Origin of the sequence: Helicobacter trogontum, from assembly GCF_000765905.2 — a bacterium.
In the GTDB taxonomy this organism is placed as follows: Bacteria; Campylobacterota; Campylobacteria; order Campylobacterales; family Helicobacteraceae; genus Helicobacter_A; species Helicobacter_A trogontum.
Map to the genome: position 1 here is coordinate 35,530 of NZ_JRPL02000003.1, position 24,192 is coordinate 59,721.

General features: G+C 33.8%; 15 protein-coding genes. 8 read left to right on the forward strand and 7 right to left on the reverse strand.

What is annotated here, in order from left to right; genetic code table 11:
- Nucleotides 1-545 precede the first annotated feature (545 nt).
- From LS81_RS02060 to LS81_RS02070, 3 genes are all read right to left on the reverse strand, one after another.
- Complete coding sequence (locus LS81_RS02060; protein ID WP_034344785.1) at nucleotides 546-3,668, reverse strand: efflux RND transporter permease subunit; 3,123 nt, start codon at nucleotides 3,666-3,668, stop codon at nucleotides 546-548.
- Complete coding sequence (locus tag LS81_RS02065) at nucleotides 3,668-4,942, reverse strand: efflux RND transporter periplasmic adaptor subunit (protein WP_199769757.1); 1,275 nt, start codon at nucleotides 4,940-4,942, stop codon at nucleotides 3,668-3,670. Before LS81_RS02065 ends, LS81_RS02060 begins: the two co-directional genes overlap by 1 nt.
- A 731-nt stretch (nucleotides 4,943-5,673) precedes the next feature.
- Nucleotides 5,674-6,912 carry an ammonium transporter gene (locus LS81_RS02070; protein ID WP_034344782.1) on the reverse strand — a complete coding sequence of 413 codons (1,239 nt, stop codon included), beginning with the start codon at nucleotides 6,910-6,912 and terminating at the stop codon, nucleotides 5,674-5,676.
- Between the two features lie 587 nt (nucleotides 6,913-7,499).
- Between LS81_RS02070 and LS81_RS02075 the strand changes: the two genes are divergently transcribed.
- Nucleotides 7,500-10,898, forward strand: a complete 3,399-nt coding sequence (locus tag LS81_RS02075; protein ID WP_233715917.1) for a transcription-repair coupling factor — start codon at nucleotides 7,500-7,502, stop codon at nucleotides 10,896-10,898.
- A 398-nt stretch (nucleotides 10,899-11,296) separates the two neighbouring features.
- Here the strand turns inward: LS81_RS02075 and clpP are convergent, their stop codons facing one another.
- On the reverse strand, nucleotides 11,297-11,887 hold the full coding sequence (clpP, locus tag LS81_RS02080; RefSeq protein WP_034344779.1) for an ATP-dependent Clp endopeptidase proteolytic subunit ClpP: 591 nt from the start codon (nucleotides 11,885-11,887) through the stop codon (nucleotides 11,297-11,299).
- Nucleotides 11,888-11,987: 100 nt separating this feature from the next.
- On the reverse strand, nucleotides 11,988-13,280 hold the full coding sequence (gene hemL / locus LS81_RS02085) for a glutamate-1-semialdehyde 2,1-aminomutase (protein ID WP_034344776.1): 1,293 nt from the start codon (nucleotides 13,278-13,280) through the stop codon (nucleotides 11,988-11,990).
- A 689-nt stretch (nucleotides 13,281-13,969) separates the two neighbouring features.
- On the opposite strand from hemL, the gene LS81_RS02090 reads away from it, so the two are divergent.
- From LS81_RS02090 to LS81_RS02100, 3 genes are read left to right on the forward strand one after another with little or no spacing between them, the layout of a single operon-like run.
- Nucleotides 13,970-14,767 (forward strand): sulfite exporter TauE/SafE family protein, encoded by a 798-nt coding sequence (locus tag LS81_RS02090; RefSeq protein WP_034344773.1) that lies wholly within the window; start codon nucleotides 13,970-13,972, stop codon nucleotides 14,765-14,767.
- Between the two features lie 10 nt (nucleotides 14,768-14,777).
- Complete coding sequence (locus tag LS81_RS02095) at nucleotides 14,778-16,199, forward strand: M23 family metallopeptidase (RefSeq protein ID WP_034344770.1); 1,422 nt, start codon at nucleotides 14,778-14,780, stop codon at nucleotides 16,197-16,199.
- 20 nt (nucleotides 16,200-16,219) lie between these two features.
- Complete coding sequence (locus tag LS81_RS02100) at nucleotides 16,220-17,044, forward strand: glycosyltransferase family 25 protein (protein ID WP_052096453.1); 825 nt, start codon at nucleotides 16,220-16,222, stop codon at nucleotides 17,042-17,044.
- Nucleotides 17,045-17,153: 109 nt separating this feature from the next.
- Here the strand turns inward: LS81_RS02100 and mqnE are convergent, their stop codons facing one another.
- Nucleotides 17,154-18,254 (reverse strand): aminofutalosine synthase MqnE, encoded by a 1,101-nt coding sequence (mqnE, locus tag LS81_RS02105; RefSeq protein ID WP_034344767.1) that lies wholly within the window; start codon nucleotides 18,252-18,254, stop codon nucleotides 17,154-17,156.
- A gap of 211 nt (nucleotides 18,255-18,465) precedes the next feature.
- Here mqnE and LS81_RS02110 point away from each other — a divergent pair, with 211 nt between their 5' ends.
- The 4 genes from LS81_RS02110 (at nucleotide 18,466) to LS81_RS02125 (ending at nucleotide 22,087) form a co-directional block, all read left to right on the forward strand.
- Nucleotides 18,466-19,842: a potassium transporter TrkG gene (locus LS81_RS02110; protein WP_034344764.1), complete on the forward strand. Its 1,377-nt coding sequence runs from the start codon at nucleotides 18,466-18,468 to the stop codon at nucleotides 19,840-19,842.
- A gap of 10 nt (nucleotides 19,843-19,852) precedes the next feature.
- Entirely contained in the window at nucleotides 19,853-20,503 is a 651-nt protein-coding gene (locus tag LS81_RS02115; RefSeq protein WP_034317163.1) for a potassium channel family protein, read from the forward strand.
- A gap of 196 nt (nucleotides 20,504-20,699) precedes the next feature.
- Nucleotides 20,700-21,680: an ornithine carbamoyltransferase gene (gene argF, locus LS81_RS02120; protein ID WP_034344761.1), complete on the forward strand. Its 981-nt coding sequence runs from the start codon at nucleotides 20,700-20,702 to the stop codon at nucleotides 21,678-21,680.
- Nucleotides 21,644-22,087 (forward strand): DUF2603 domain-containing protein, encoded by a 444-nt coding sequence (locus LS81_RS02125; RefSeq protein WP_034344758.1) that lies wholly within the window; start codon nucleotides 21,644-21,646, stop codon nucleotides 22,085-22,087. Before argF ends, LS81_RS02125 begins: the two co-directional genes overlap by 37 nt.
- Nucleotides 22,088-22,573: 486 nt before the next feature.
- Here the strand turns inward: LS81_RS02125 and abc-f are convergent, their stop codons facing one another.
- Nucleotides 22,574-24,184, reverse strand: a complete 1,611-nt coding sequence (gene abc-f, locus LS81_RS02130) for a ribosomal protection-like ABC-F family protein (RefSeq protein ID WP_034344755.1) — start codon at nucleotides 24,182-24,184, stop codon at nucleotides 22,574-22,576.
- Nucleotides 24,185-24,192: the final 8 nt, after the last annotated feature.

Genomic DNA, 24,192 nt, shown 5'->3' on the forward strand with positions numbered 1-24,192 from the left:
ATGTTGTATAAATTATCATTCACATATATTAACCATCCACAAAACCACATAAATCACGTGGATACATTAAAAAAGATCTAAAAATAATTTATATATAGTTTTTGCAAGGTATCAAAGAAACTTCAACGTATTTACAAACCAAACATAAAAACATTTGATGAAGCATGATTTAGGTTTTCTTGACTTTTTGGAATCTTCTAAGTGTTTTTTACGCAATGAGTATATAAGACTTATTTACTAAGTTATTTCATATTTGTATCAAACGCTTAAGCCTAGATGTTTCATGTAGTTATCTTTGCTACTATTATGTATATAAAGATTTTTGATTTGTAATCATCTAGCAATAGCTGCCAAATGATTTTTAAGATTCTATAATGTGAGGTAATGAAAAACACTTTTAAAAAGTTACTCTTTGGAGGATAACACGATTAAAGCCAACAAAAAGAGAAAAAGAGCAATAAGAGCTTATAAAAGGAAACTTTGCCTAGTGCATTCTCAAAATCTTGCAACGCCTAAAGAGGGTCGCAAGTCTTTCAATCAAGCCTTTAGCCTTTTCTTTTATTGAGCCATTCACCAAATCTTGCTACATAACTCCAAAAAAGCGGGATAAAAAATATTGCAATAAAAGTTGCCGCCATCATACCGCCAATCACACCCGTTCCAATAGCATGTCTACTTGCACTTCCTGCACCACTACTTAATGCTAAAGGTAATACACCTATACTAAATGCCAAAGAAGTCATAATAATAGGGCGGAATCTAAGTTTTGCTGCACCTATAGCGGCTTCCACAATGCTTTTTCCCTCTCTCTCATGTAAATGCTGTGCAAACTCTACAATTAAGATTGCATTTTTGGCTGATAAGGCAATAAGCATAACAAGACCAATTTGAAAATATATGTCGTTATCAAGACCACGCAACATTGTCGCAATAACTGCACCAAAAACTGCAAATGGCACAGCGGTAAGTACAGATAAAGGCATAAGCCATCGTTCATATTGAGCACATAAAATAAGAAATACAAACACAATTCCAAAAACAAAGGCTATAACCCCTGCACCATCTGTATTCTTTTCTTGATAGCTAGAACCAGAATAGGCTATAGTATAACCTTGAGGTAACACCTCTTTTGCTATTTCCTCAATCGCCCTTAGTGCATCTCCACTTGAATAATCACCTTGTGGTTGTCCTGTTATTTTTGCACTCATAAAGAGGTTGAACCTATCAACAATGTCTGCACCAGTAACACGTTTGAAATCCACCAAAGAACTTACGGGAACCAAATCGCCCTTATTTGACTTCACAAACACTCTACTTAAATCCTCTGGAGATTTTCTAAATTCACTTTGTGCTTGTATATTCACTTGGTAGGTTTTTCCATATAAATTAAAGTCATTGACATAATATTGTCCAAAAACACTCTGCATCGTAGTGAAAACATCATCTATATTTACACCCATAGATTTTGCTTTTTCTCTATCAAGTGTAATAAAGTACTGCGGAACATTTGGATTAAACATGTTATTTACACGTGTTAATTCTGGTCTCTGTTTTGCCTTTTCAACAATCAAATTTGCATATTTTTCAAGATCTTGTATTGTACCATTACTTCTATCTTGGACATATATCTCAAATCCACCAGCAAGAGATAAACCATTAATAGGGGGTGCGCCAAACACAATAGCATTTGCTTCCAATTGCTTATTTAATAAACCATAGAATTTACCCACAACACTTGCTGAATCTTGTTCTCTTTCATTCCATTTTTTAAGTGTTGTAAAGATTGTGGCACTACTTGTTCTAGCAGATCCAGCAAGCATATCATAACCTGCAATCAAAAAGCTATAATCCACATTTGGATCCTGCTCAAATAAAGCCAATGCTTTTTTACCTTCTGTGATAGTACGTGAAAGTGATGAAGCGGGTGGCAATTGCAATGAAGTTATAACAAGACCTTTATCTTCATTTGGCACAAGCCCTGTTGGTAATTTCATAAAAAGTCCCCATGTGACACCAATGATAGCAACAAAACAGAGTATTAAGAGAATACCATGTCGCAATGCTTTTGCAATTTGTTTGCCAAATTTAAATGTAAGCCAATCAAATACATCATTAAATCGTTTTACAAGATAAAAAGGTTTGTGTGCTTTTGCTTTTAGGATGGACACACAAAGTGCGGGTGTAAGTGTCAATGCAACAAAACCAGAAATAACTACAGAAATAACAATAGTGATTGCAAATTGTTTATAAATCGCACCAGTAAAACCTCCAATAAATGCCACTGGAATAAATACCGAACAAAGCACAAGCACAATTGCTACAACTGGTCCTTGAATCTCACTCATAGCTTTTAATGTGGCTTCTTTTACAGAATATTTCTCACCATTTTCTTTTGTCTCTGTATGCAATATCCTCTCCACATTCTCGATAACAATAATAGCATCATCCACAACAATACCAATTGCTAAAATAAGTCCAAAAAGCGTCAATAGGTTGATTGAAAATCCAAGCATATACATCCCTGCAAATGCACCCACAATGGATACAGGGATAGCAATCACAGGAATGATGGTAGCACGGAAGTTTTGCAAGAAAAAATACATAATGATAATAACAAGCACAATAGCTTCAATAAATGTTTTTACAACTTCCTTGATAGAGATTCTAACAAATGTAGTGGTATCATATACATTTTCATATTGTATCCCATTTGGAAAATTCTCCGATAATTCCTGCAATTTCTTTGCAACACCATTAGCCACATCAAGTGCATTTGCCCCAGGTTGTGCTGCAATACCAAAGCCAACAGAATCTTTTCCTTTGAAAAGTGGGCTTACGCTATAATCTTTTGCACCAAGCTCTATTCTTGCTACATCTTTCAATCTTAGTGAACTTCCATCTGCATTAGAACGAATAATAATATTACCAAATTCTTCAGGATCAATAAATCTTCCTTGCGTTGTCACAGAATATGTAAAAGCAACTTGTCCTTTCAATGGTTCTGCACCAAATGAACCAGCTGCAAACTGCGCATTTTGCTCTGAAATAACCTGTGCAACTTCACTTGGTGAAAGATGATTTTGTGATAATTTATTAATATCAAGCCAAATTCTCATTGAATAATCACGACTGCTAAAAACAACTACATCCCCTACCCCTCGCACTCTTTTAAGCTCATCAACAACATTAATCAAAGCATAGTTTGCCACATAAGTTGAATCATAAATAGTGTTATCAGAATACATCGCATAAATGGCAAGTAAAGTCGAAGACTTTTTAAACACATTAACACCCACTCTTTGGACATCTGCAGGTAATCTCGACAAAGCAGCTTGCACCCTATTGTTAACATTTACCATTGCCATATCTGCATTTGTGTCATTACTAAAATATACGCTGATATTTACCATTCCACTTGATGATGATGAGGACTTCATGTATAGCATACCTTCAACACCATTAATGCTATCTTCTAGTATGCTTGCAACAGTATTGGCAACGACTTCAGCACTCGCTCCAGTGTATGTCGCCCTTACAACAATTTCATTTGGAACAACTTGGGGATACTCTTCTACGGGTAAAATTAATATAGAAATCGCACCAACAAGAGTTATTACTATGGATAAGACCATAGCAAAAATAGGACGATTGATACAGAATTTTGACATCAAATCTCCTTTTTATGTGTAGCATCTGCTTGATTAGATTCCATGCTATGTTTCATAAGATCTGCACTCTTTGAGTTTCCAGAGTTTTGCAAGATCGGAGTTACAGGTGTATTTGCATGAATTTTTGGCAATTGATTTGTAATCAAAATATCACCATTACTAAGCCCATCAAGAATTAACACTTCATTATTTGGAAGATTTTGCCCTAGTGTTACCCTTGCAACCTGTGCTTTATTATCCTTGGCTACAAACACATAACTCCCCTCTTTGTCTTGTAAAAGTGAAGTTTGAGGAATTGCGATTGCATTTTGCACCTCAAAACCCTTTAATCTTACGCGTACAAATTCATTCGGTACAAGCTTATATTCATTGTTATCAATAATCGCTCTTGCTTTAACTGTAGCAGTTTGTGAGTCCAATACACTATCGATAAAATCCAATTTACCCATCTTGTTATATGTCTTACCATTTCCCAATACAAATTCAACCTGTATACTACTATCCTCTAAACCTCTCATAAAATAATAATCTCTATTAGGGATAGAAAATTCCGCATATATAGGACTTAACTGCGTAATGGTTGTCAAAACATCTTGACCGCTTTGACCCACTAGATTTCCAACATCATGTTTCCGCATACCTATACGCCCATTGATACCTGCCATAACTTTTGTGTAACCTAAATCAATTTGAGCATCCTCTAATGCAGCCTTTGTGCTTGCAAGATTTGCTTGTGCTTGCAGGTAATTTGCTCTTGAAGTATCGTATTGATCTATGGTATATACACCCTGCTTATACAAACTCTCTACCCTTTTCCAATCGCGATTCGCCCTTACAAAATTTGCCTCTGCAGAATGATATTGTGCCTTTGCCTGATTTACTTTTGCTTGGTAGCGTACAGGATCAATTTTGAAGAGCAATTGTCCTTCTTTTACAATATCCCCCTCATTGAAATTCTGGGTTAAAAGTATACCTTGCACTCTCGCATACACATCAACACTTTGTATACTTTTCAGTCTCGCTGGATACTCAAAATTAAGTGCCACATTTTGCGATACGATACTTTTTGCTTGAACTTCTAAAGTAGCTTCTTCCTGCGTCTGCTGTGTGGAATCTTTGCAACCTATAATCATAAGAGCAAACATAATCATACATATCGCTACAAACAAAAACGAATGATGTATTTTGATTATGTTAGCTTTTATGATTTTATTCCATGTTTGCATATAAAAAGCATAGAATAACCCTATATATAATTGCATACTTTTTTGCATAATCTGCTCCTTTCATAAATGCTTGATTACAGCTCTAATGAAAGGGATAATTCTAGCACGATTTTATAAATATTTGCGTATGCAACTAATATTTTCTTAAATATCATTGAACATTTTATTCACTAAAAAATAATTTTTTTATATAAATATTACAAAATATAGAATATTTTATTAATTAAAAATATATTAAACATATTCCTATGTTGCTTTATAAATAAGAATATCAATAAACATATAACTGTTTTATAAACCCTAAAGCTTATATAGTAGGAAAGCAATAAACTCTTATCAAGATTATGATGTAAATTGATTCTATATACCCTAATAGAATAAGCAGTATAAATAAATTACAGATGAACTTTAGTTATTTATATTATTTTTTTGTATAACTGAATTGCAAAAAAAGTATTTATAATTTTAGATGTAGTGTATTTAACTTTGATTTTTATGTAAGGATAAATAATAAGTCTTATTTGTGGTTTCTTGATGTAGTCAGAAGCTTTGATTCTATCAAAATTATGCTATTAGAATCATAGGTGTAAAACCACACATTAAAGCCTGTTTTAGCTTCTATATCTAAATTCTGCTAAAAGCTAAACCTTAAGCTTTAATATTTCTAAGATAAAAATTCCACGTTTATAAACCCAAAAAATGGTTATAAAACATGCTAAATATACATTCTTCTTACGACTGGTCGCCTAAAATGCACTTCACTTTATAAATCTTAAAAATCAGTGCAAATTATATGCATTTTCACCATGTAATGCCCGATCCAATCCTTCTTGCTCTACCTTTTCATCAACACGTAAGTCTGTGAAAAATCCTAGAATCCTAAAAATCACAAAGCTTGCCGCGGCAGAAAGCGTGATACACACAACAATACCAAATAATTGCTCTACAAATAAATGGTAACTTCCGCTAATAAGCAATCCTTCACCCAAAGTGCCCTCACCCGTAGCCGCAGGATTAACTTTCGCACTTGCAAAAAGCCCAGTCGCAATACCACCCCATACGCCACCAATCCCATGCAATGAAAACGCATCCAATGAATCATCCCATTTGAGCTTTTCTTTAATATAGCTTAATCCCATATAGCACACGATTGCTGAAATACCACCCACGATAATCGCACTAAAGATGCCTACATATCCACTTCCAGGCGTTATACCCACAAGTCCAGCCACAAGACCGCTCAAACTACCTAAAATCGTAGGGCGTTTATGAATGATCCACTCCATGAGTACCCATACAAGATAGCCGCTTGCTGCTGCAACAATACTCACAATAAAAGCATTAACCGCTATTTCATCTAGTGCACCAGCGCTTCCAGCATTAAATCCAAGCCAACCAATGAATAAAGGCACTGCACCCAAAAATGCGTAAGGCACAGAATGTGCACCAGTGCTAATATGCACACGCTCTTTTCTTGGTCCTACCATAAGAGCCCCCACAAGTCCAGCCACACCCGCACTAATATGTACAACGCCACCGCCAGCAAAATCTAAACCTCCACGTGAAAGTAAAAAGCCATTTTCACTCCAAATCATATGTGCAAGCACATCATACACAAGTGTACTCCAAATGAGTAGAAAAATTACCAATACGCCAAGTTTTACACGCCCCACAAGTGAACCAGTTATAATTGCACTTGCAATAAGTGCAAATACCATTTGAAACACTACATAGAGGATATTTGGCACACCATTATCATTATACCCACTGATGCCCTCCAATGCAAAATGCTCCAATGAGCCAATTACACCCATTGAACTATCCGACCCAAATGCAAGCGAATAGCCAACGATAATCCATTGCAAAGTAATGACACCAAAGACAATAAAGCAATTCATAATTGTATTGAGCGTATTTTCTCGTTTCACCATACCAGAGTAGAACATCGCAAGTGATGGTGTCATAAGAAGCACGAGTAATGCGCACATCATTATAAAAAGCGTATTTACTTCATTCATAACTTCTCTCCACAATAAAATTATTAGTCCATAGACTAACATATATCATTATAATATAATGTATTTATAAAATCATATAAAACATATGTTTTGATGTATAAAAGTCCATATATTTGAATTATAGTAACAAAATAATTATTCTATTACTAATAATAATAAAAAACATAATCTTTTTTATAGCTACTTATTTAACTCAAAATTTACTTGCAAAATACATATTTTAAGTTTTCTTTAACATCTAAAGATGCCTCACAAGATGAAGACTATTACACTAAGATGCATTGCAAGGCTTAATTTTTAAATAACCTTATTTTATAGCTAGTCTTTGCAGCATAATACCTCACATTCCAAATATTACACAGGAACCACAAAACACAAGAGAAGTAAAAATAGAAAGGAAAATCTAATATTTGATAAAAAATATTCTAAGTTTTACTTGAGACTTAATAAAAGAAACTACATCATGTCAGAATGGGAGTAAAGATATATTATTGCATAACAAACCACATAAATGTTTCATATGGATAAATTCTTATTTTTTCTAGTATAATTCAAACTTTTTAAATCCCTATTAATCTGGTTATTGTATGTTTAGAATTCAAAGTGCTATTTATGAGTTTTTTACACAAAAAGATTCCGAGTGTGTGCAATGTAATTTGCAGGATTTATCAAATTGTGATGTTTTACATATGCAAATGCAATCACTTAGCAATACAAAAGAAACACAATCAAATAGTAGTTACACACAATTGCTTTTCAATCTTGCAAAAGATTCTAAGATTATAAAATCCACACATTTAATAACAGAAGATGAGGCAAGAAAATATTTAAAACAAGATTTAGAGCCTAGCAACAATATAACAAGCAACCTAAAATCTAGCAAAGCACCAAAAAATCTAGTAGAAATCATCAATCATTCAAAAACCTCACCACTATGCAGCCATCTCAAAAATCATACAAAAAATAGCAATACACCTCAAATTCTTATTTGCTCAAGCGAAGAGATTCTATTAGCAAGTGAGGCTCTATGTGCTATCACTGCCCTAACCCACATGCAAAATGTAAAAAAAGAAATCTCAAAAGATCTCCTTCCTATTGTTCTGCCAGATATTAGACTTAGCCCATTTGATAGCACACAAAGCTTTTATGAAGAATTTCACGAACTTTTTGCAAAACTTTCTTTATGGTATGAAAATGATTGCAAACAGATTCTAATAAGCCCACCTCATACGCTCATGATGATTATGCCAACAAGGGAGTTATTGCATAGTTTTTGTGTGCATAAAGGCGAAAATCTTGTTGTTAAAGACTTTATAGCAACACTTATTCATTATGGTTATGAACATGTAGAAATTGTTGAAATGCAAGGAGAGTTTTCGCATCGTGGAGACATCATTGACATTTTTATCCCAAGCCTTGAATTTCCAGTAAGAATAAGCCTTTTTGATACAGAAATTGAAGAGATTATTTTTTTTAATCATGAAACTCAGTTAAGCCAAAACGAAGTATTAGAAAGTATAAAAATCTATCCTGCCATGTTTAGCCTCAATGAGACACAACACACACTTTTGGAATCTTATATTAAAGAGTTAGATAATACGCTAGAACATAACATAAACTCTCTTGGTTTTTGGTTTTTAAAGGATATTGGTGGGATAAATTTTTTAACAACTTATAGTCATGTTTTCACACCAAAAGCCCTAGGAGAATATCTCTTAAATCTTGAATTTGTAATGCCAGAAGTATTACCACAAACAACAACAGATTTTTTTGTGCTAAAAGATTCTGTAATTTTTAAAGATATAGAACCATTAAAACCTTCACAACTCTATGATACCTTAAAACTAAATCATAATAAAGACATAACAATTCTTAGCCCCACAAACGCTATGCTAAAAAACTACAATTTTGAATCTTTATCAATAAAAACAACACATATCATCACGCCTTTCTATCTTAATATAACCTCTGATACAAAACTATTTATAAGTCTGCAAAAACCCCAAATTACACGTAAAAGAAAAGTCAAGCTCGAACTTGATACATTAAAAGTTGGGACATATGTTGTGCATAGTGAATATGGGATTGGAATTTTTGAAGCTATAAAACAAGTAAGTATTATGGGTGGATTAAAAGATTTTATCAGTATTATATATGCCAATGATGATAGATTGCTTTTACCAGTTGAAAATCTTAACATGATAGAGCAATATAGTGCCTATGATTCTGTTGTGAGGATAGATAAGCTTGGGAAGTCAAGCTTTTTAAAACTCAAAGATTCTATTAAAGAAAAGCTCTTTGCCATTGCCAATGAAATCATTAGACTACAAGCACAAAGAACATTAACTAAAGGCGTTAAAATAGAGCTTGAGACACCAGAGCAAATCACTGCATTTAGTGCTTTTGAGTCCAAACGGGGCTTTATGCTTACACAAGATCAAAATCACGCAATACAAGAGAGTCTGAAGAATTTAAAAAGTGGCATAATCATGGATAGATTGCTAAATGGTGATGTAGGTTTTGGTAAAACAGAGGTTGCCATGACACTTTGTTTTGTAAGTGCATTAAATGACTATAATAGTATTATGCTTGTGCCAACCACACTGCTTTGTAATCAGCATTTTGAAAGCTTTAAAGAACGATTGCATAATACAAAATTACCTAATGGTAAAACTTTATATGTTGCAAAAATAGATAGATTTACAACTGCAGCACAAAAAAAGGCAATACAAGAAAATTTCAAAGACAACATACAAATTATAATTGGCACACATTCACTCTTTAACCTCGAGATAGAGAGGCTTGGGCTAATTGTCATTGACGAAGAACATAAGTTTGGCGTCAAACAAAAAGAGATTTTGAAACAAAAAAGTTTAACAACTCATATCTTATCAATGTCAGCTACACCAATCCCTCGCACATTAAATATGGCATATTCTAAACTAAAATCAATTAGCGAGCTTAAAACCCCACCATTTTTTAAACAAGAAAGTAAAACTTTTGTGAAAGTAAAACAAGACTCTCTTATTAAAGAGGTGATCTTGAGAGAATTAAGAAGAGGTGGACAAGTCTTTTATATCTTTAACAATATAGCAAAAATAGGCACAATAAAAAGTTATTTACTTGATTTATTACCACAGCTTAGAATCTTAATACTACATTCCCAAATTAATCCAAAAGATACAGAAATAGGTATGCTTGCATTCTTAAAAAAGGAATATGATTTATTGCTTTGCACCTCCATTGTAGAATCAGGCATTCATCTTCCAAATGCAAACACAATTATAATTGATGATGCACATAATTTTGGAATCGCAGACCTACATCAATTAAGAGGCAGGGTTGGTAGAGGTAAGCATGTTGGATTTTGCTATCTTCTAACACATGACAATATCACACAAGATGCAGCAAAAAGGTTGTTGTCTTTAGAGAAAAATTCATATCTTGGCAGTGGTGCAGCACTTGCTTATCATGACTTAGAAATTAGGGGTGGTGGTAATCTGCTTGGTGAGGCACAAAGTGGGCATATTAAACAGGTGGGCTTTGGTATGTATGTGCGTATGTTAGAGGATACTTTGCAAAGCCTTTTACAAAATGAACAACATGAACAAAAAGTAGATATCAAACTTTCAGTTTCAGCATTCCTAAATGAAAGTTTGGTGGCAAGTGAGCGTATGCGAATTGATCTATATCGCCGCCTATCACAAGTTAAAAGCGAAGCTGAAGTACGTGAAATCGAGGGCGAAATAGAGCAAAGATTCGGTAAGCTTGATATATATAGTTTGCAATTTTTAGAGATCATTATCATTAAAACTCTTGCTTTAGAGCTTGGCATTAAAGCTATTAGTAATGCGGGTTATAATATCAGTCTTATAGGGTGTGATGATACAAGAATCACATTGCAGTCCCCAACAAAAGATGATGATGATATTTTGAACACTATTAAAACAAAATTAAAAGAACTTTTACAAACACTAAAGAAGTAATAAGAAGTATAGTAACATAATAAATAAATAAGAAATTGCACAGGGTATAAAATAGCAAAAGATAGAAGGAATAAATTACTTAATACTTAAAGATTTCATAATCAATCCCTCTCAAACAAACCTATCTATACAATAAATAATCTTCATTAGGCAGTCATTACAATGCAAACAATCACATGATATATGCTTACTGCAAAGCAAATACAAACATTATTTATATAATATTCAATTGCTTACAAAGAAATCAAGAATAAAACGTAATTAATAAACAGAGCTATTCATCTGCCTAAAATGTAACACATGATAAAAGTTTTCCGCTCTTTCTTATAATGCACACTCACAAAACAAGATCCGCACACAATCCAATAAAAACCACATAAAACTATCGTACTCTATGGTTAATTTTTGCTGGAGCGAGACATGACACTATCAATCAAACCATATTTTTGTGCTTCACTAGCACTCATATAAAAATCTCTTTCGCAATCTTGTGTAATTTTTTTAACACTCTGTCCAGTGTTTGCAGCTAAGATATCATTGATGATAACCTTTAATCTTAGAATCTCTTTTGCTTGTATCTCAATATCTGTTGCCTGTCCTCTAGCTCCTCCTAAAGGCTGATGTATCATAATCCTTGCATGTGGTAAAGCATAGCGTTTGCCTTTTGTACCACAGCTTAAAAGAAATGCACCCATGGACGCTGCCTGTCCAACACATATAGTACAGATATCAGGCTTAATGTAATTCATTGTGTCATAAATGCTAAACCCACTCGTGACACTGCCACCAGGAGAGTTAATATATAAAAACACATCTTTTTGTGGATCTTCGGCTTCCAAAAAAAGTAATTGGGCTACAATTGAACTTGATACAGAATCATCGATTTCGCCGCTTAACATAATAATCCTATCTTTTAGCAATCGAGAATAAATATCATAACTTCTCTCTCCTCTACCTGTCTTTTCAATAACATAAGGGATATAATTCATAACTTACCTTTCACTAGATTCTATACAATAATGGCATTATTATAGCCAAAAACACAATAAAAAAACAAAACTAGCAATGAGCGCAAAATTGCATCTGATATTATGCTTTTAATTCCTTGAAACTCGCTCTTGCTTTTTCAATAACCTCATCAATGATTGTTTCATTAAAAGGCTTACACATAAAACTCGTTTCAAATTGAGATGGTGCAAAATTTACACCTTTTTCAAGCATTTTTGCATGGAATTTTGCATAAAATTCTGTATCAGATTTTGCTGCACTATTCCAATCTATTACCTCTTCTTGTGCAAAAAAGAAGCCCATCATGCTACCTCTCACACAAGTTTGCAATGGAATATTATATGTTTTTGCTGCACTCATTAAACCTTCTGCTAATCTATTTGCCAAAGATTCTAGTCGCTCATAAAGACCTACATCTTGCTTAATGAGTGCAAGTGTCGCAAGCCCTGCACTTACAGCAACTGGATTTCCACTTAATGTACCCGCCTGATAAACGCCGCCAATAGGGGATAACATATCCATAATATCTGCTCTACCGCCAAATGCAGCAAGCGGCATACCACCACCTATAACTTTACCATAGGTACTTAAATCACCTTTTACACCATAAAATGCGTAAGAACCCTGTAGACTTGCCCTAAACCCACTCATCACTTCATCAATAATAAGCACAATATTTTCCTTATCGCAAAGTTCTCGCAAACCTTGTAAAAAGTCTTTTTTCGATGGTACAAGCCCCATATTTCCAGCAATAGGTTCTATAATAATACATCCCACGTTACCGCTTAACCTTATACACTCTTTCACAGAATCTAAGTCATTATATCGTGCCACAAGTGTATGTTTTGCAATATCTTGTATAACACCTTTAGAGCTTGTCTCACCAAAGGTTGCAAGCCCACTACCACTTTTTACCAAAAGACTATCGCTGTGTCCATGATAACAGCCCTCAAACTTAATAATATCATCTTTTCCACTAAATGCACGAGCAAGTCGTATGGCACTCATAGTCGCCTCTGTCCCACTATTTACAAAGCGAATTTTTTCCACACCCTCACACACACTAATAATTTCTTTAGCAAGATTTGTCTCTAACTCTGTTGGTGCACCATAACTTAAGCCTTTTGCCACAGAATCTTGCACAGCCTGCACTACAAGACTATCACTATGTCCTAGTATAAGCGGTCCATAACTCTGCACAAAGTCAATATAGGAGTTATTATCTTCATCAACAATATATGCTCCTCTACCTTCTTTGATAAACCGAGGTGTGCCACCAACACTACCAAATGCACGCACAGGAGAATTCACTCCGCCAGGTATGACTTGCTTTGCTTCATTGAAAGCATTAATGCTATGTAAAATCGTTTGCATATTGTTCCTTTTTTGTTATTCTATAAAGATGATTTGCTAGGCTATCTATATAATATAACATGTATAAAACTTTAAATAATTGAGCAATAAACCCCTATTGACATGTTTATAATCATATAAGAGATGTGATTATAACAAAAAACTAATATTTTGAAGCCTAATATACTGCAACATAACCCTTAAAAGCAATAAAGATTCACCACAACCATCTAAAAGACTTCCGCAATAAAACACCACGAAGACACGAAATCCATATTAAAGCTAACATAAGTCTTACTTATAAAAATAAGCTTCATTAACTATACAGCTAAAACCAAATAAACCATTAAGTATTTCATATACTTAATACATCAAGCTATATAAGAATCTAAAACTTTATACTGCCTGATATTGGTTTTACAAGATGAATACCATCATATATAAGGACACAAAATATAACTAGATACTTCATTGGTTCAACAAATTAAATCTAGCTAATAAATAAATATGGCGAGTAAATTTCTAAGTTTGATTTTATGTTATTTGAACGTTACAAGAAAATTAAGGCTAGAATCAATATTATAAAACATTTTTTATTTCTTGATAACAAGTATCATAGCGATAAATCCTACTTCATCTAAAAATAAAGTCATCGCATCTTTTATGTTTTTTGTTATAATTTTCTTTCATTTTAAATAAAGTTTGGCATTATGGAATTTGTATGTTTAGCTCTGCTTGGGATTCTTACTGGTAGTATTTCTGCTTTATTTGGTATTGGTGGTGGTATGATTATTGTCCCTTTCATGCTATATCTACATCATCTATTACCAGATTTTAACTTTTCAACACATGAAGCTGTTGGTATTTCTGTTATGCAAATGATTTTTTCCTCCGTATTTGGGACAGCTATAAACATTTTTCAAAAAAAGAATCTTTGTTTAGATTCTGCAATATTTTTAGGTATTGGTGGATTTATTGGAGCTGCATTTAGCGGCATTGTGCTTATGTATATAGCAGAAAAGCATTTGGCATTAACATTTCTTTGTGTTAGCCTCTTTACATTCTATAAATTTATTTTTAGCGTGAAAAAGAAACCAAATAATGTAGTTCTCACAAAATGGCAGCAAAGAGGCATTCTTGTTGTTATTGGCACTTTGACTGGTGTATTTGCAATTTCACTAGGTATTGGTGGTGGAGTTATGCTTGTACCTTTACTTATGCATTATCTAGGGTTTGATACAAAAAAGATTGTACCTCTTTCACTCTTTTTTATTATGTGTGCAGCCTTAAGCGGGACGCTTTCGTTTATAAGGCATGACGTTGTAACAAAGGATGTATTGTATGTAGGATTTTTACTTGGATCTTTTTCTCTTATTGGAGTGGTAATAGGCACAAGGCTAATTGATAACATAAAAGCACATATACACCATGGAATTTTAGTTGTCATTTATCTAGCCTCTATTCTTGCAACCTTAAACAAGGTGCTAGGATATTATGGTATCATATAGAGGGTAGTTGATGATACGATTGATTCTAGCAGGAATGAGCTGTATTTTTTTTATCTCCATGTTTCTTTTACTTCATACTGCAGGTTTTGAGCGAATCCCTCCTAATATAGAGCTTTATGTATCAAAGGAGAGTGATAAAGTATTGCATCATATCTATACTTCCTTTTTCAATCCCGAAAATACCATCTATCTAAGTGCATATGACGCAAGTGGACTTGCATCATATCATGTGAGCATTACAGATAAAAATGGCAAAGTGCTGGTTGAGGACAGTGAAGTATTACTTAAAAAGACCGAAGAACTCAATATTGCATTGCCAAAGATTCCCAATCTAGCTGATGGCGAGGAGGTTTTTTATCATGTAAGCGTGAGGGATTGGAGTAATTCCAATTTTTTTCGTGGAAATGAGACAACAATAACAAAACACTTCATCATCAATAAAAGCACACCGCAAGTCCAAGTCATCGCTGCTTCGGAGCAAATTATGTATGGTGGCAGTGCACTTATAGCCTTTAGTATTCAACAATTAGGGCTTTATGATAAAGTAAAAGATTCTGGAATTGATAAGGTAATAGTAAGTAATGGTCATGATGAGTTTGAAGCTTATCCTTTCATTAATAAGCAAGGAAAAGTGATTTATCTTTCACTCATTGCATGGCCTATTAAAAACACATTTTTTGATGGCACAATACAAGTTGTTGATAGTGCAATGAATGAAAAAAAGATACAAGTACCAATTGCTACAAATGTCAATTATCTACGCAGAAAGTTTAATATGATTATAAGCAATTCTCGCTTACAAACAATTATGAAAAGATTAGAACACAGCGTAGTAATGCCGCAAGATTTGGCAACAGATGTTGAAAAATTTCAATTCTTCAACGAAACGATAAAACACCAACATAATCAAAAAATTGCAAGCTTTTTTCACATATCAACACAAACGTATACTGAATCTAGCATACCAAGATTAAATGTATTTGCTCCTGTAAAGGATGCACAAATGTCTGGTCGTTTCGGTGATGAGTATATCTATAAATATCACAAAGAACATATAGGTGCATCTGTGCGATATGGCATAGAATTTATTGGTGAACACAATAAAGAAATAATAAATAGTAATAATGCTGCAGTAGCTTTCAAGGGTAATATTGGTTCATATGGGAATCTTGTGGTACTAAACCATATATTAGGATTGAGTTCTATTTATGGTTATTTGGATACAATTCCAACGCTACCAAATCATATACAATCTCTCATGCAGATAGGACAAATGGGTGCTAGTGGCTTTGCCACTACAAATAGTCTTTTTTTTGCAGTACTTGTACAAGGGCATTTTGTAAATCCAAATGAATGGCTACAACCAGAATGGATTAATACCAACATTAATCAAGTACTTGATCGAGCAGATAACTTTGGTGTAAAACGATAATAATAGTGGGAGATAAACTAATGAAAATATTCATTATTAATCTGGAGAGATCGCGGGAGCGAAAAACACATATGCAAGAAAAACTTGCATTATTGGAAAAAAATCCACTTTTTCAAGAACTTGGTTTAAGTTATCAGTTTTTCAATGCGGTAGATTCTAAAAGCGAGGGGTTTAAGGAATATGCAACCATGTTTAATCCTCTATATTGCTATCTTTGGCATGGTAGAATCCTAATTGACAACGAAATTGCATGCTATGCTTCTCATTATAATCTATGGGAAGAATGTGTTCGGCTTAATGAACCAATTATCGTGCTTGAAGATGATATATTTTTTGAAGAACATTTCCTTTCTGCCTTGCAAGATATTAAACGCACAACATTCTCTCTTGTTAGATTCTATACCATTACAAGATCTAGGGATAAATATATATATAAGCTAGATCAATCAAATTATCATTATTCACTAAAAAATACTAATGGCACACAAGGTTATTACATCACACCATTGGCAGCTAAGGTTTTTCTAGCACAAAAAATATGGGATAGTCCTGTTGATATTTATATGGAGCATGTTGCATTACATCATATTGATAATATTATTTATAAACCTTTTATAATAGGAGAAGATAATATTGCTGCAAATTCTACAATTACCAATACCGATAGAGGGTATACACCAAATGACAGGATGTGGGGGATGGTACCATTACATTATAAGATATTAAAGCCATTCTATCGTACATATATGCAAATAAGACGTGCTTTATTTAAACTTAGCTACAAGCCACCACATTTAACATATATAGATCAAGTACACAATGATATAAAACAGCAAAGCAGTTAAGCATACAAAACAACACAAAAGTAGTTTTTTTAATAAGTATGCTATACACAATTGAATTTGCTAGAATGGCAGCAATACAATTAATACTTAATTGCAATCAAACCTTTGCTTATGAGACTTCCTTATAAGAATGCAATTCATTATATAAACTATCGCGTTCCACTGGTATAAACCCTGCATCTTTGATTTGAAATATCATTTCTTCTTTACTTACACCATTGCGACTTTTAGCTCCCGCAGCTGATTGTATGCTCTCATATTCTATTGTTCCATCCATATCATCTGCACCAAACTCCTGTGCTACAATGGCAAGATTAAACGAGAGAGAAGCCCAGTATGCTTTTAAATGGGGAATATTTTGCAGTAAGATTCTAGCAATTGCCATAGTTTTTAGAATCTCTTGTGCAGTTGGAGCTTCTTTTGCTTTCAAAAAGTTATTATCTCGTTGATAAAGCAAAGGTATAAAAGCATTAAAACCGCCTGCTTTATTATTGGCTTGTTCTAATGAGGTTTGAATCGATCTTAAACGCAACATATGATCTATTCTGTGATGTCGCTCTTCAATATGCCCAAAAAGCATGGTAGCATTACTCATCTTACCAAGTTTATGCCACAATTTATGTATTGTAAGCCATCTATCTGCATTTGCTTTGCCATGACAAAGCGTTTTTCGCACTTTTTCATCAAAGATTTCTGCACCTCCACCAGGCAAAGAATCAACACCAGATTCTATTAAGTCGTTTACAACTTGCTCTAGAGGCAAACTAAATTTTCTTGTGAGGTAGTCAATCTCTGCTGCACCCATTGCTTTTATATGAATCTGTGGTACTGCATTTTTTACTGCACGAAACATATCAAGATAGTGTTGATACTCATGTGTTGGATGATGCGCTGCTACAATATGCACTTCCTTTGCTCCATTATTATAAGCATTCACGCAAAGCTTCACTACTTCATCAATGCTCATACTATATGGATTTGGATTCTTACGACTTGCTGAAAACGCACAAAACTTGCATACATCAGCACAAATATTTGTAGGATTTATATGACGATTTATATTAAAGAAGACTTTTCTATCAAAGTAAGATTCTCTTATCGAATAAGCTGCACTTCCAAGCTCATATATATCATAATCATAAAGTTTAGCAAGCTCAACTGGGCTAAATTCATCAATATCACCTTGCACTACTCTATCAAGTAACCCCATACTATTCCTTTTTATTTTATAATATGTAATTATACGATATTGTGGCTAAAATGTTGTCAATGACTAAAAATTTTAGCACTTTATGTTTAATTGCAATATTAATTAATGATTAACATGGGTCATACACGTATTTCTTCACATAAACATGATAATATGCAGTTTTTAGATTCTACAAATTAAGAATTATGCAGTAGAAGTACAAAGGAATAAAGTGCAAATTCAAAGTATTAAGGTTTTACTTGCAGGATATTTAGGTGTGATATTGCTTGGAACATCAATTTTAAGTCTACCGCCTATGTATCACACGAATGTAAGTTTTTTAGAAGCACTTTTTACAAGTGTCTCCGCAATGACATGCACAGGACTAATTATAAAAAATACAGGACTTGATTTCACCATTTATGGACAAATTGTCATCTGTGTTTTGATACAGCTTGGTGGTTTCGGTCATATGAGTATGGCTGGTATACTTTTTCTACTCATTGGCAAAAGATTGAGTGCAGCTGAAAAAGATTTAATCAATGTTGTTGATAATCTTAATAATAATTCTGTGCAGGGTATTGATAAGGCAATTTTAAAAGCAATTATATTTGTATTGATTGTTGAATTAATTGGGGCTTCATTGCTTTGTCCTTACTTCGTATGGCAACTTGGTGATATTAAAGAGGGTATGTGGGTTGGAATCTTTCATGCTGTTTCAGCATTTAATAATGCTGGTTTTACTATTCTAAAAGATGGCTTATTGCCATATCAAGCAGATGTTGTCGTAAATCTCGTTATACCTATGCTTATTATTATTGGTGGTTTTGGCTATCTTTCATCATTAGAATTTTCAAACTTTTGTTATGCAAAAATTCGTTATAGTCGCTTATTTGTCCGTAAAGCACCACAAATGCGATTAAGCCTCAACACACGTATTGTGCTGGTTATGAGTATATTATTGCTTATTTGTGGCATGATTAATGTGCTTATTTTTGAATGGTCAAACCCAAAAACTTTAGAGAATGTGCCATTTTGGGGCAAAATTATGAATTCCTTTTTTGTATCTACAAATTATAGAACCTCTGGTTTTAATACATTTGATATTAGTGGATTTGAAGAGCGGACAATGTTTTTTTCTGTCTTTTTTATGTTGATTGGTGGTGGACCTGGGGGAACTGCTGCTGGAATTAAGGTTACAACCTTTGCAGTACTTGTAGCCCTCTCTATCACCATTATTAAAAATCAAAAAAATACAACAATTTTTGGACGTACGATACCGCAGGATATCGTATCAAAGGCATTTTGCGTATTTATTATTGCTCTTGTGTATCTCTCAGTGGCAACCTTTTTTCTAGCCATATTTGAACCAAATCTTCCTTTTTTACCACTTTTATTTGAGGTCGTATCTGCATTTAGCACAGTAGGAATGTCGATGGGTGATGGAGATTCACTTAGTCTATGTGCAGATTTTAATACGATTGGGTTATTTATCATTATGGTTTTAATGATCTCTGGTAAAATTGGCATTCTAGCTTTTACACTCATATTTATGGGTGGGACAAAGACAAAACATGTGCAGTATGTGCAAGAAAAAGTTCTAATTTAAAGGATAAAGTATGGCAAAAAGTTACGCAGTGCTAGGGCTTGGTAAATTTGGATATCATGTAGCACTTGGACTTGTAGAGAATGGTGAGAATGTAATCTTATGTGATAATGCAGAATCTAGCTTTACTGACTTACGCGATAAAGCAGAGCAAATTTATATTATTGATTGCACAGATAAAATTGCCTTGAAAGAAGCTGGGGTTAGTGAGCTTGATATTGTTATTGTAAGCATTGGAGAAAATATTGAAGCAAGCATACTCACTGTTATGGCATTAAAAGAGTTAAATAATAAAAAGATTATCGCAAAAGCCATCTCAAGTACACATGGGGCGATTCTAGAAAAACTGGGTGTAGAAGAAGTAGTATATGCAGAAAGACAAGCAGCAAACAGATTGCTAAGTGAAATTACAGAAGCCAATGTTGAAGAAATCGAGCTAAGTGCAAATATGCGTGCATGCAAGACGATTGTAACAAATTATTTTGTAAAACGTAGCATTGGCACGATACGAGAAGAAGATAATGTAAAGATTGTAGCTGTGCGTAGAGGAGAGACTTGGAATATTGATGTGGATTCTGACTTTGTTCTACAAAGAGGTGATGTTGTGCTATTCTTAGGATATACAGAGCATATTGAGGCAATTATGCAAACCTTAGAAGATTAATTAAATATGTATAATATGTTGTTAATCTCTACTAGGATTCTATTTGTTAGAATATCTACATAGATAAGAATAATACTACAAGCAAAGACTAGACTAAAAAACCGACAATAGAAACTTTATTTTTTATAAAAAGCTATTTTTCTAGCGTTTTATTGTAATATTATACTTTTATTTTATTGCGACATGAAGGATAAATATGCGACATTTTCTAACCATCAATGATTTCACAAAGCATGAGATTCTAGAAATGCTTGCACTTGCGATAAAAATTAAAACAGAACATAAAAATGGGATTGCAACACCATATCTAAAGGGCAAAACCCTTGCAATGATTTTTGAAAAAAGCTCTACTAGAACTCGCGTTAGCTTTCAGGTTGGAATCTATCAATTAGGTGGCTTTGGAATCTCTTTGTCAAATAACGAACTGCAGCTTGGTAGGGGAGAGATTGTCCGTGATAGCTCGGCTGTAATTAGCTCGATGGTTGATATGATCATGGTGCGGACACATATGCATGAGAGATTAGAAGAATTTGCAAGGTTTTCAAGTGTGCCAGTGATCAATGGGCTTAGCGATGTTTTTCATCCTATGCAACTTTTAGCAGATTATCTTACTATGATTGAATGTGGTATATTTGTGCCAGATCCATTACTGCATAACGTGGGAATGAAAGAAAACATTGCAAAACCCATTGTCGCCTATATTGGTGATGGAAACAATATGGCAAATTCTTGGCTTATGCTTGCATCAAAGCTTGGCTTTGAAATACGACTTGCATGCCCTAACAAATACATGCCGCACAAAGATATTATAAAAATTGCAAATGAAAATGCAAAAAAGAGTGGTGCTACAATAGTTATCACTGATGATATTTTTAGCGTTGCAAAAGGTGCACATGTAATCACAACAGATACTTGGGTATCTATGGGACAAGAAGACGAAAAAGAAAAACGCATGTGGGATTTCAAGGATTATAAAGTAGATTCCAATATTATGTCTTTGGCGCACAAAGATGCTATTTTCCTACATTGCTTACCAGCATATCGTGGATTGGAAGTAAGTGAAGAAGTGATTGATGGGGAACAAAGCAAGATTATTGAAGAAGCACATAATCGACTACATGCTCAAAAAGGAGTAATGGTATGGCTAAACGAGCAAAATCAAACAAAGAAAAGTTAGTAGAAAGTCTGCAAAATGTGAGCAATGTAGCTTATATGGCAAAGCTTGATGAAGGTAGATGGTTACTTGAGTTTGTGGAAGGGGAGTTTAATGAAAATGAGGCATGGTTTTTAAAAACTACGGAAGGGAAAGAATTTGTTACCCTGCCACAATTTGCCTTGCAAAACCTTTTAGGACATATTCAGCAACATAATGAAGAGAAGTTCTTGATGCTACTACGCTATGAGATTAGAGAACTCATGCCAATTGATCTTGAAGATACAATGGCAGTAGCCCTACATGAATTTCAATCTTACAAACAATCAAATGGCAACATCCAGGATATTGATGTAAAAGTATTTGCAAAAAATATTAAACTAGCACACCCAAATCTTTTCTTACAATTAGATAATGTTTTCCAATTTTAAATAGCCATCTTTAAAGCACTAAGATTTCACAGAAACATCGCATAATTAAAATCAAATTAAGAAAAAATCATGAATACCTATGTGAAATAAAACTAAACAATAAAATAAGTTTTTAAGGTGCATTTTACTATAACATACCTTCTAAACATCTCTTTCTAAATGTATAAAACATGAAGTAAAATGCGGATCACAAAATACACAAACAGCTAAATCATATCTTAATTCATATGTGACAACATATTTCTATTTTGCACTTTCTTAATACCAACAATAAAATGATATTTCAAGAAGAAACGTAAGCTACATGAGATACAAACACAAAATAATAGTAATGTAAATTAGAGTTATCAAAATCAAGGCTATCTTTTTTAAATTACCTCTATACACACACAACACAATAAAAAATTACATTAGGAAATGTTTCAAGGAATCCATTTCTGCTTTTCTACTCCTATTGCTTTAAGGTTTAATCCGTGTTACACACAATCACTTGCTTTTTGTTTCTAGGTATTCCTCATAGCTACCACGAAAATCAATTATTTTTGTAGCACCACCTTTAGGATCAGCAACAAGCTCTATAATTCGATTTGCATACGCACCAATAAGCTCCCTATCATGGCTAACACAAATAATACCACCTGCGTAATTATACAAAGCCTCACCGAGTGCAATAATTGCTTCCAAATCCAAGTGATTTGTTGGCTCATCTAATAATAAAAAGTTACTTTTGGCAAGCATAAGTTTTGAAAGCATAATCCTATGCTTTTCACCTCCACTTAATGCGCCCACACTTTTTTCTTGTTCCTCACCATTAAACAACATGCGTCCAAGTGATGTCCTAATCTCATTGGAATCTACACTTTTATCAAATGCTCGTAGCCATTCATACAATGTCTCCTCACCCTTAATAATCTCACTTGTATCTTGTGGAAAATACCCCATCTCAATCGTTGCACCCCACTTTACTATGCCGCTATCTTGCTGCAATTGTTCAGCTAGAATCTTACAAAGCGTTGTTTTCCCAACACCATTTGCACCAATTAATGCAATTTTATCGCCAGGTAAAACCTTGAGTTCTAGGTTCTGAAAAATCACCAACTCTCCGTATGCATGGCTAAGATTTTCAACTTGCAATACCTCATTACCTATATTTCTCTTAATCTTGAAAGCAATGCTAGGATCTCTTCTACTTGATATCTGCAAAGCCTCAAGATTTAATTTATCAAGCTGTTTTTGCCTCGAAGTCGCCTGTTTTGCCTTACTTGCATTTGCACCAAAACGGCGGATAAAATCTTCTAGCTCTGCTTTTTCTTTAAGTTTTTTGTTCCTCTCCATTTCTTGTTGTTTTGCAATTAATGTGCTTGCAATATACCAATCATCATAATTGCCACTAAATTCACGAAGTGTTTTAAAGTCAAGATCTAGAATATGTGTGCAAACAGCATTTAAGAAATGCCTATCATGACTAATAACCACTAACGTGCCCTCATGTCTTTTTAGATTCTCTTCAAGCCATGCAATAGCATTTAAATCAAGGTTATTTGTGGGCTCATCAAGCAACAATACATCTGGCTTTGGAAACAGAACTTGTGCTAATAGAATCTTAAATTTATCCCCACCTGTGAGTGTTTTCATAAGATCATTATGAGTATTTGCAGGAAATCCTAAGTCTTCTAAAATCTTCTCAATAACAACCTCACATTCATACATAGGATCTTCTTCAACACAAATCATTTCAAGTTCACCTAAACGAGTGTTAACTTTTTCATCACTTAAATCTGCTGTTGCATAAAGCTCCTCTTTTTCCTTTATCGCCTCATAAAGTCTTTTATTGCCAATTAGCACTGCGTCCTTAAGACTTAAATCTTCAAATGCATATTGATTTTGGCTTAATACGCCAAGACGCAAACCGCTATTTAACACAATATCACCACTACTTGCTTCGATTTCACCACTTAAAATCTTAAGAAAAGTTGACTTACCAGCACCATTTGCACCAATAAGCCCATATCGTTTTCCACTATCAAGTTTTATATTTATATTTTCAAATAATGTCTTTGTCGCATAACGCATACTAACATTGACTGCTTGTAACATAATATTCC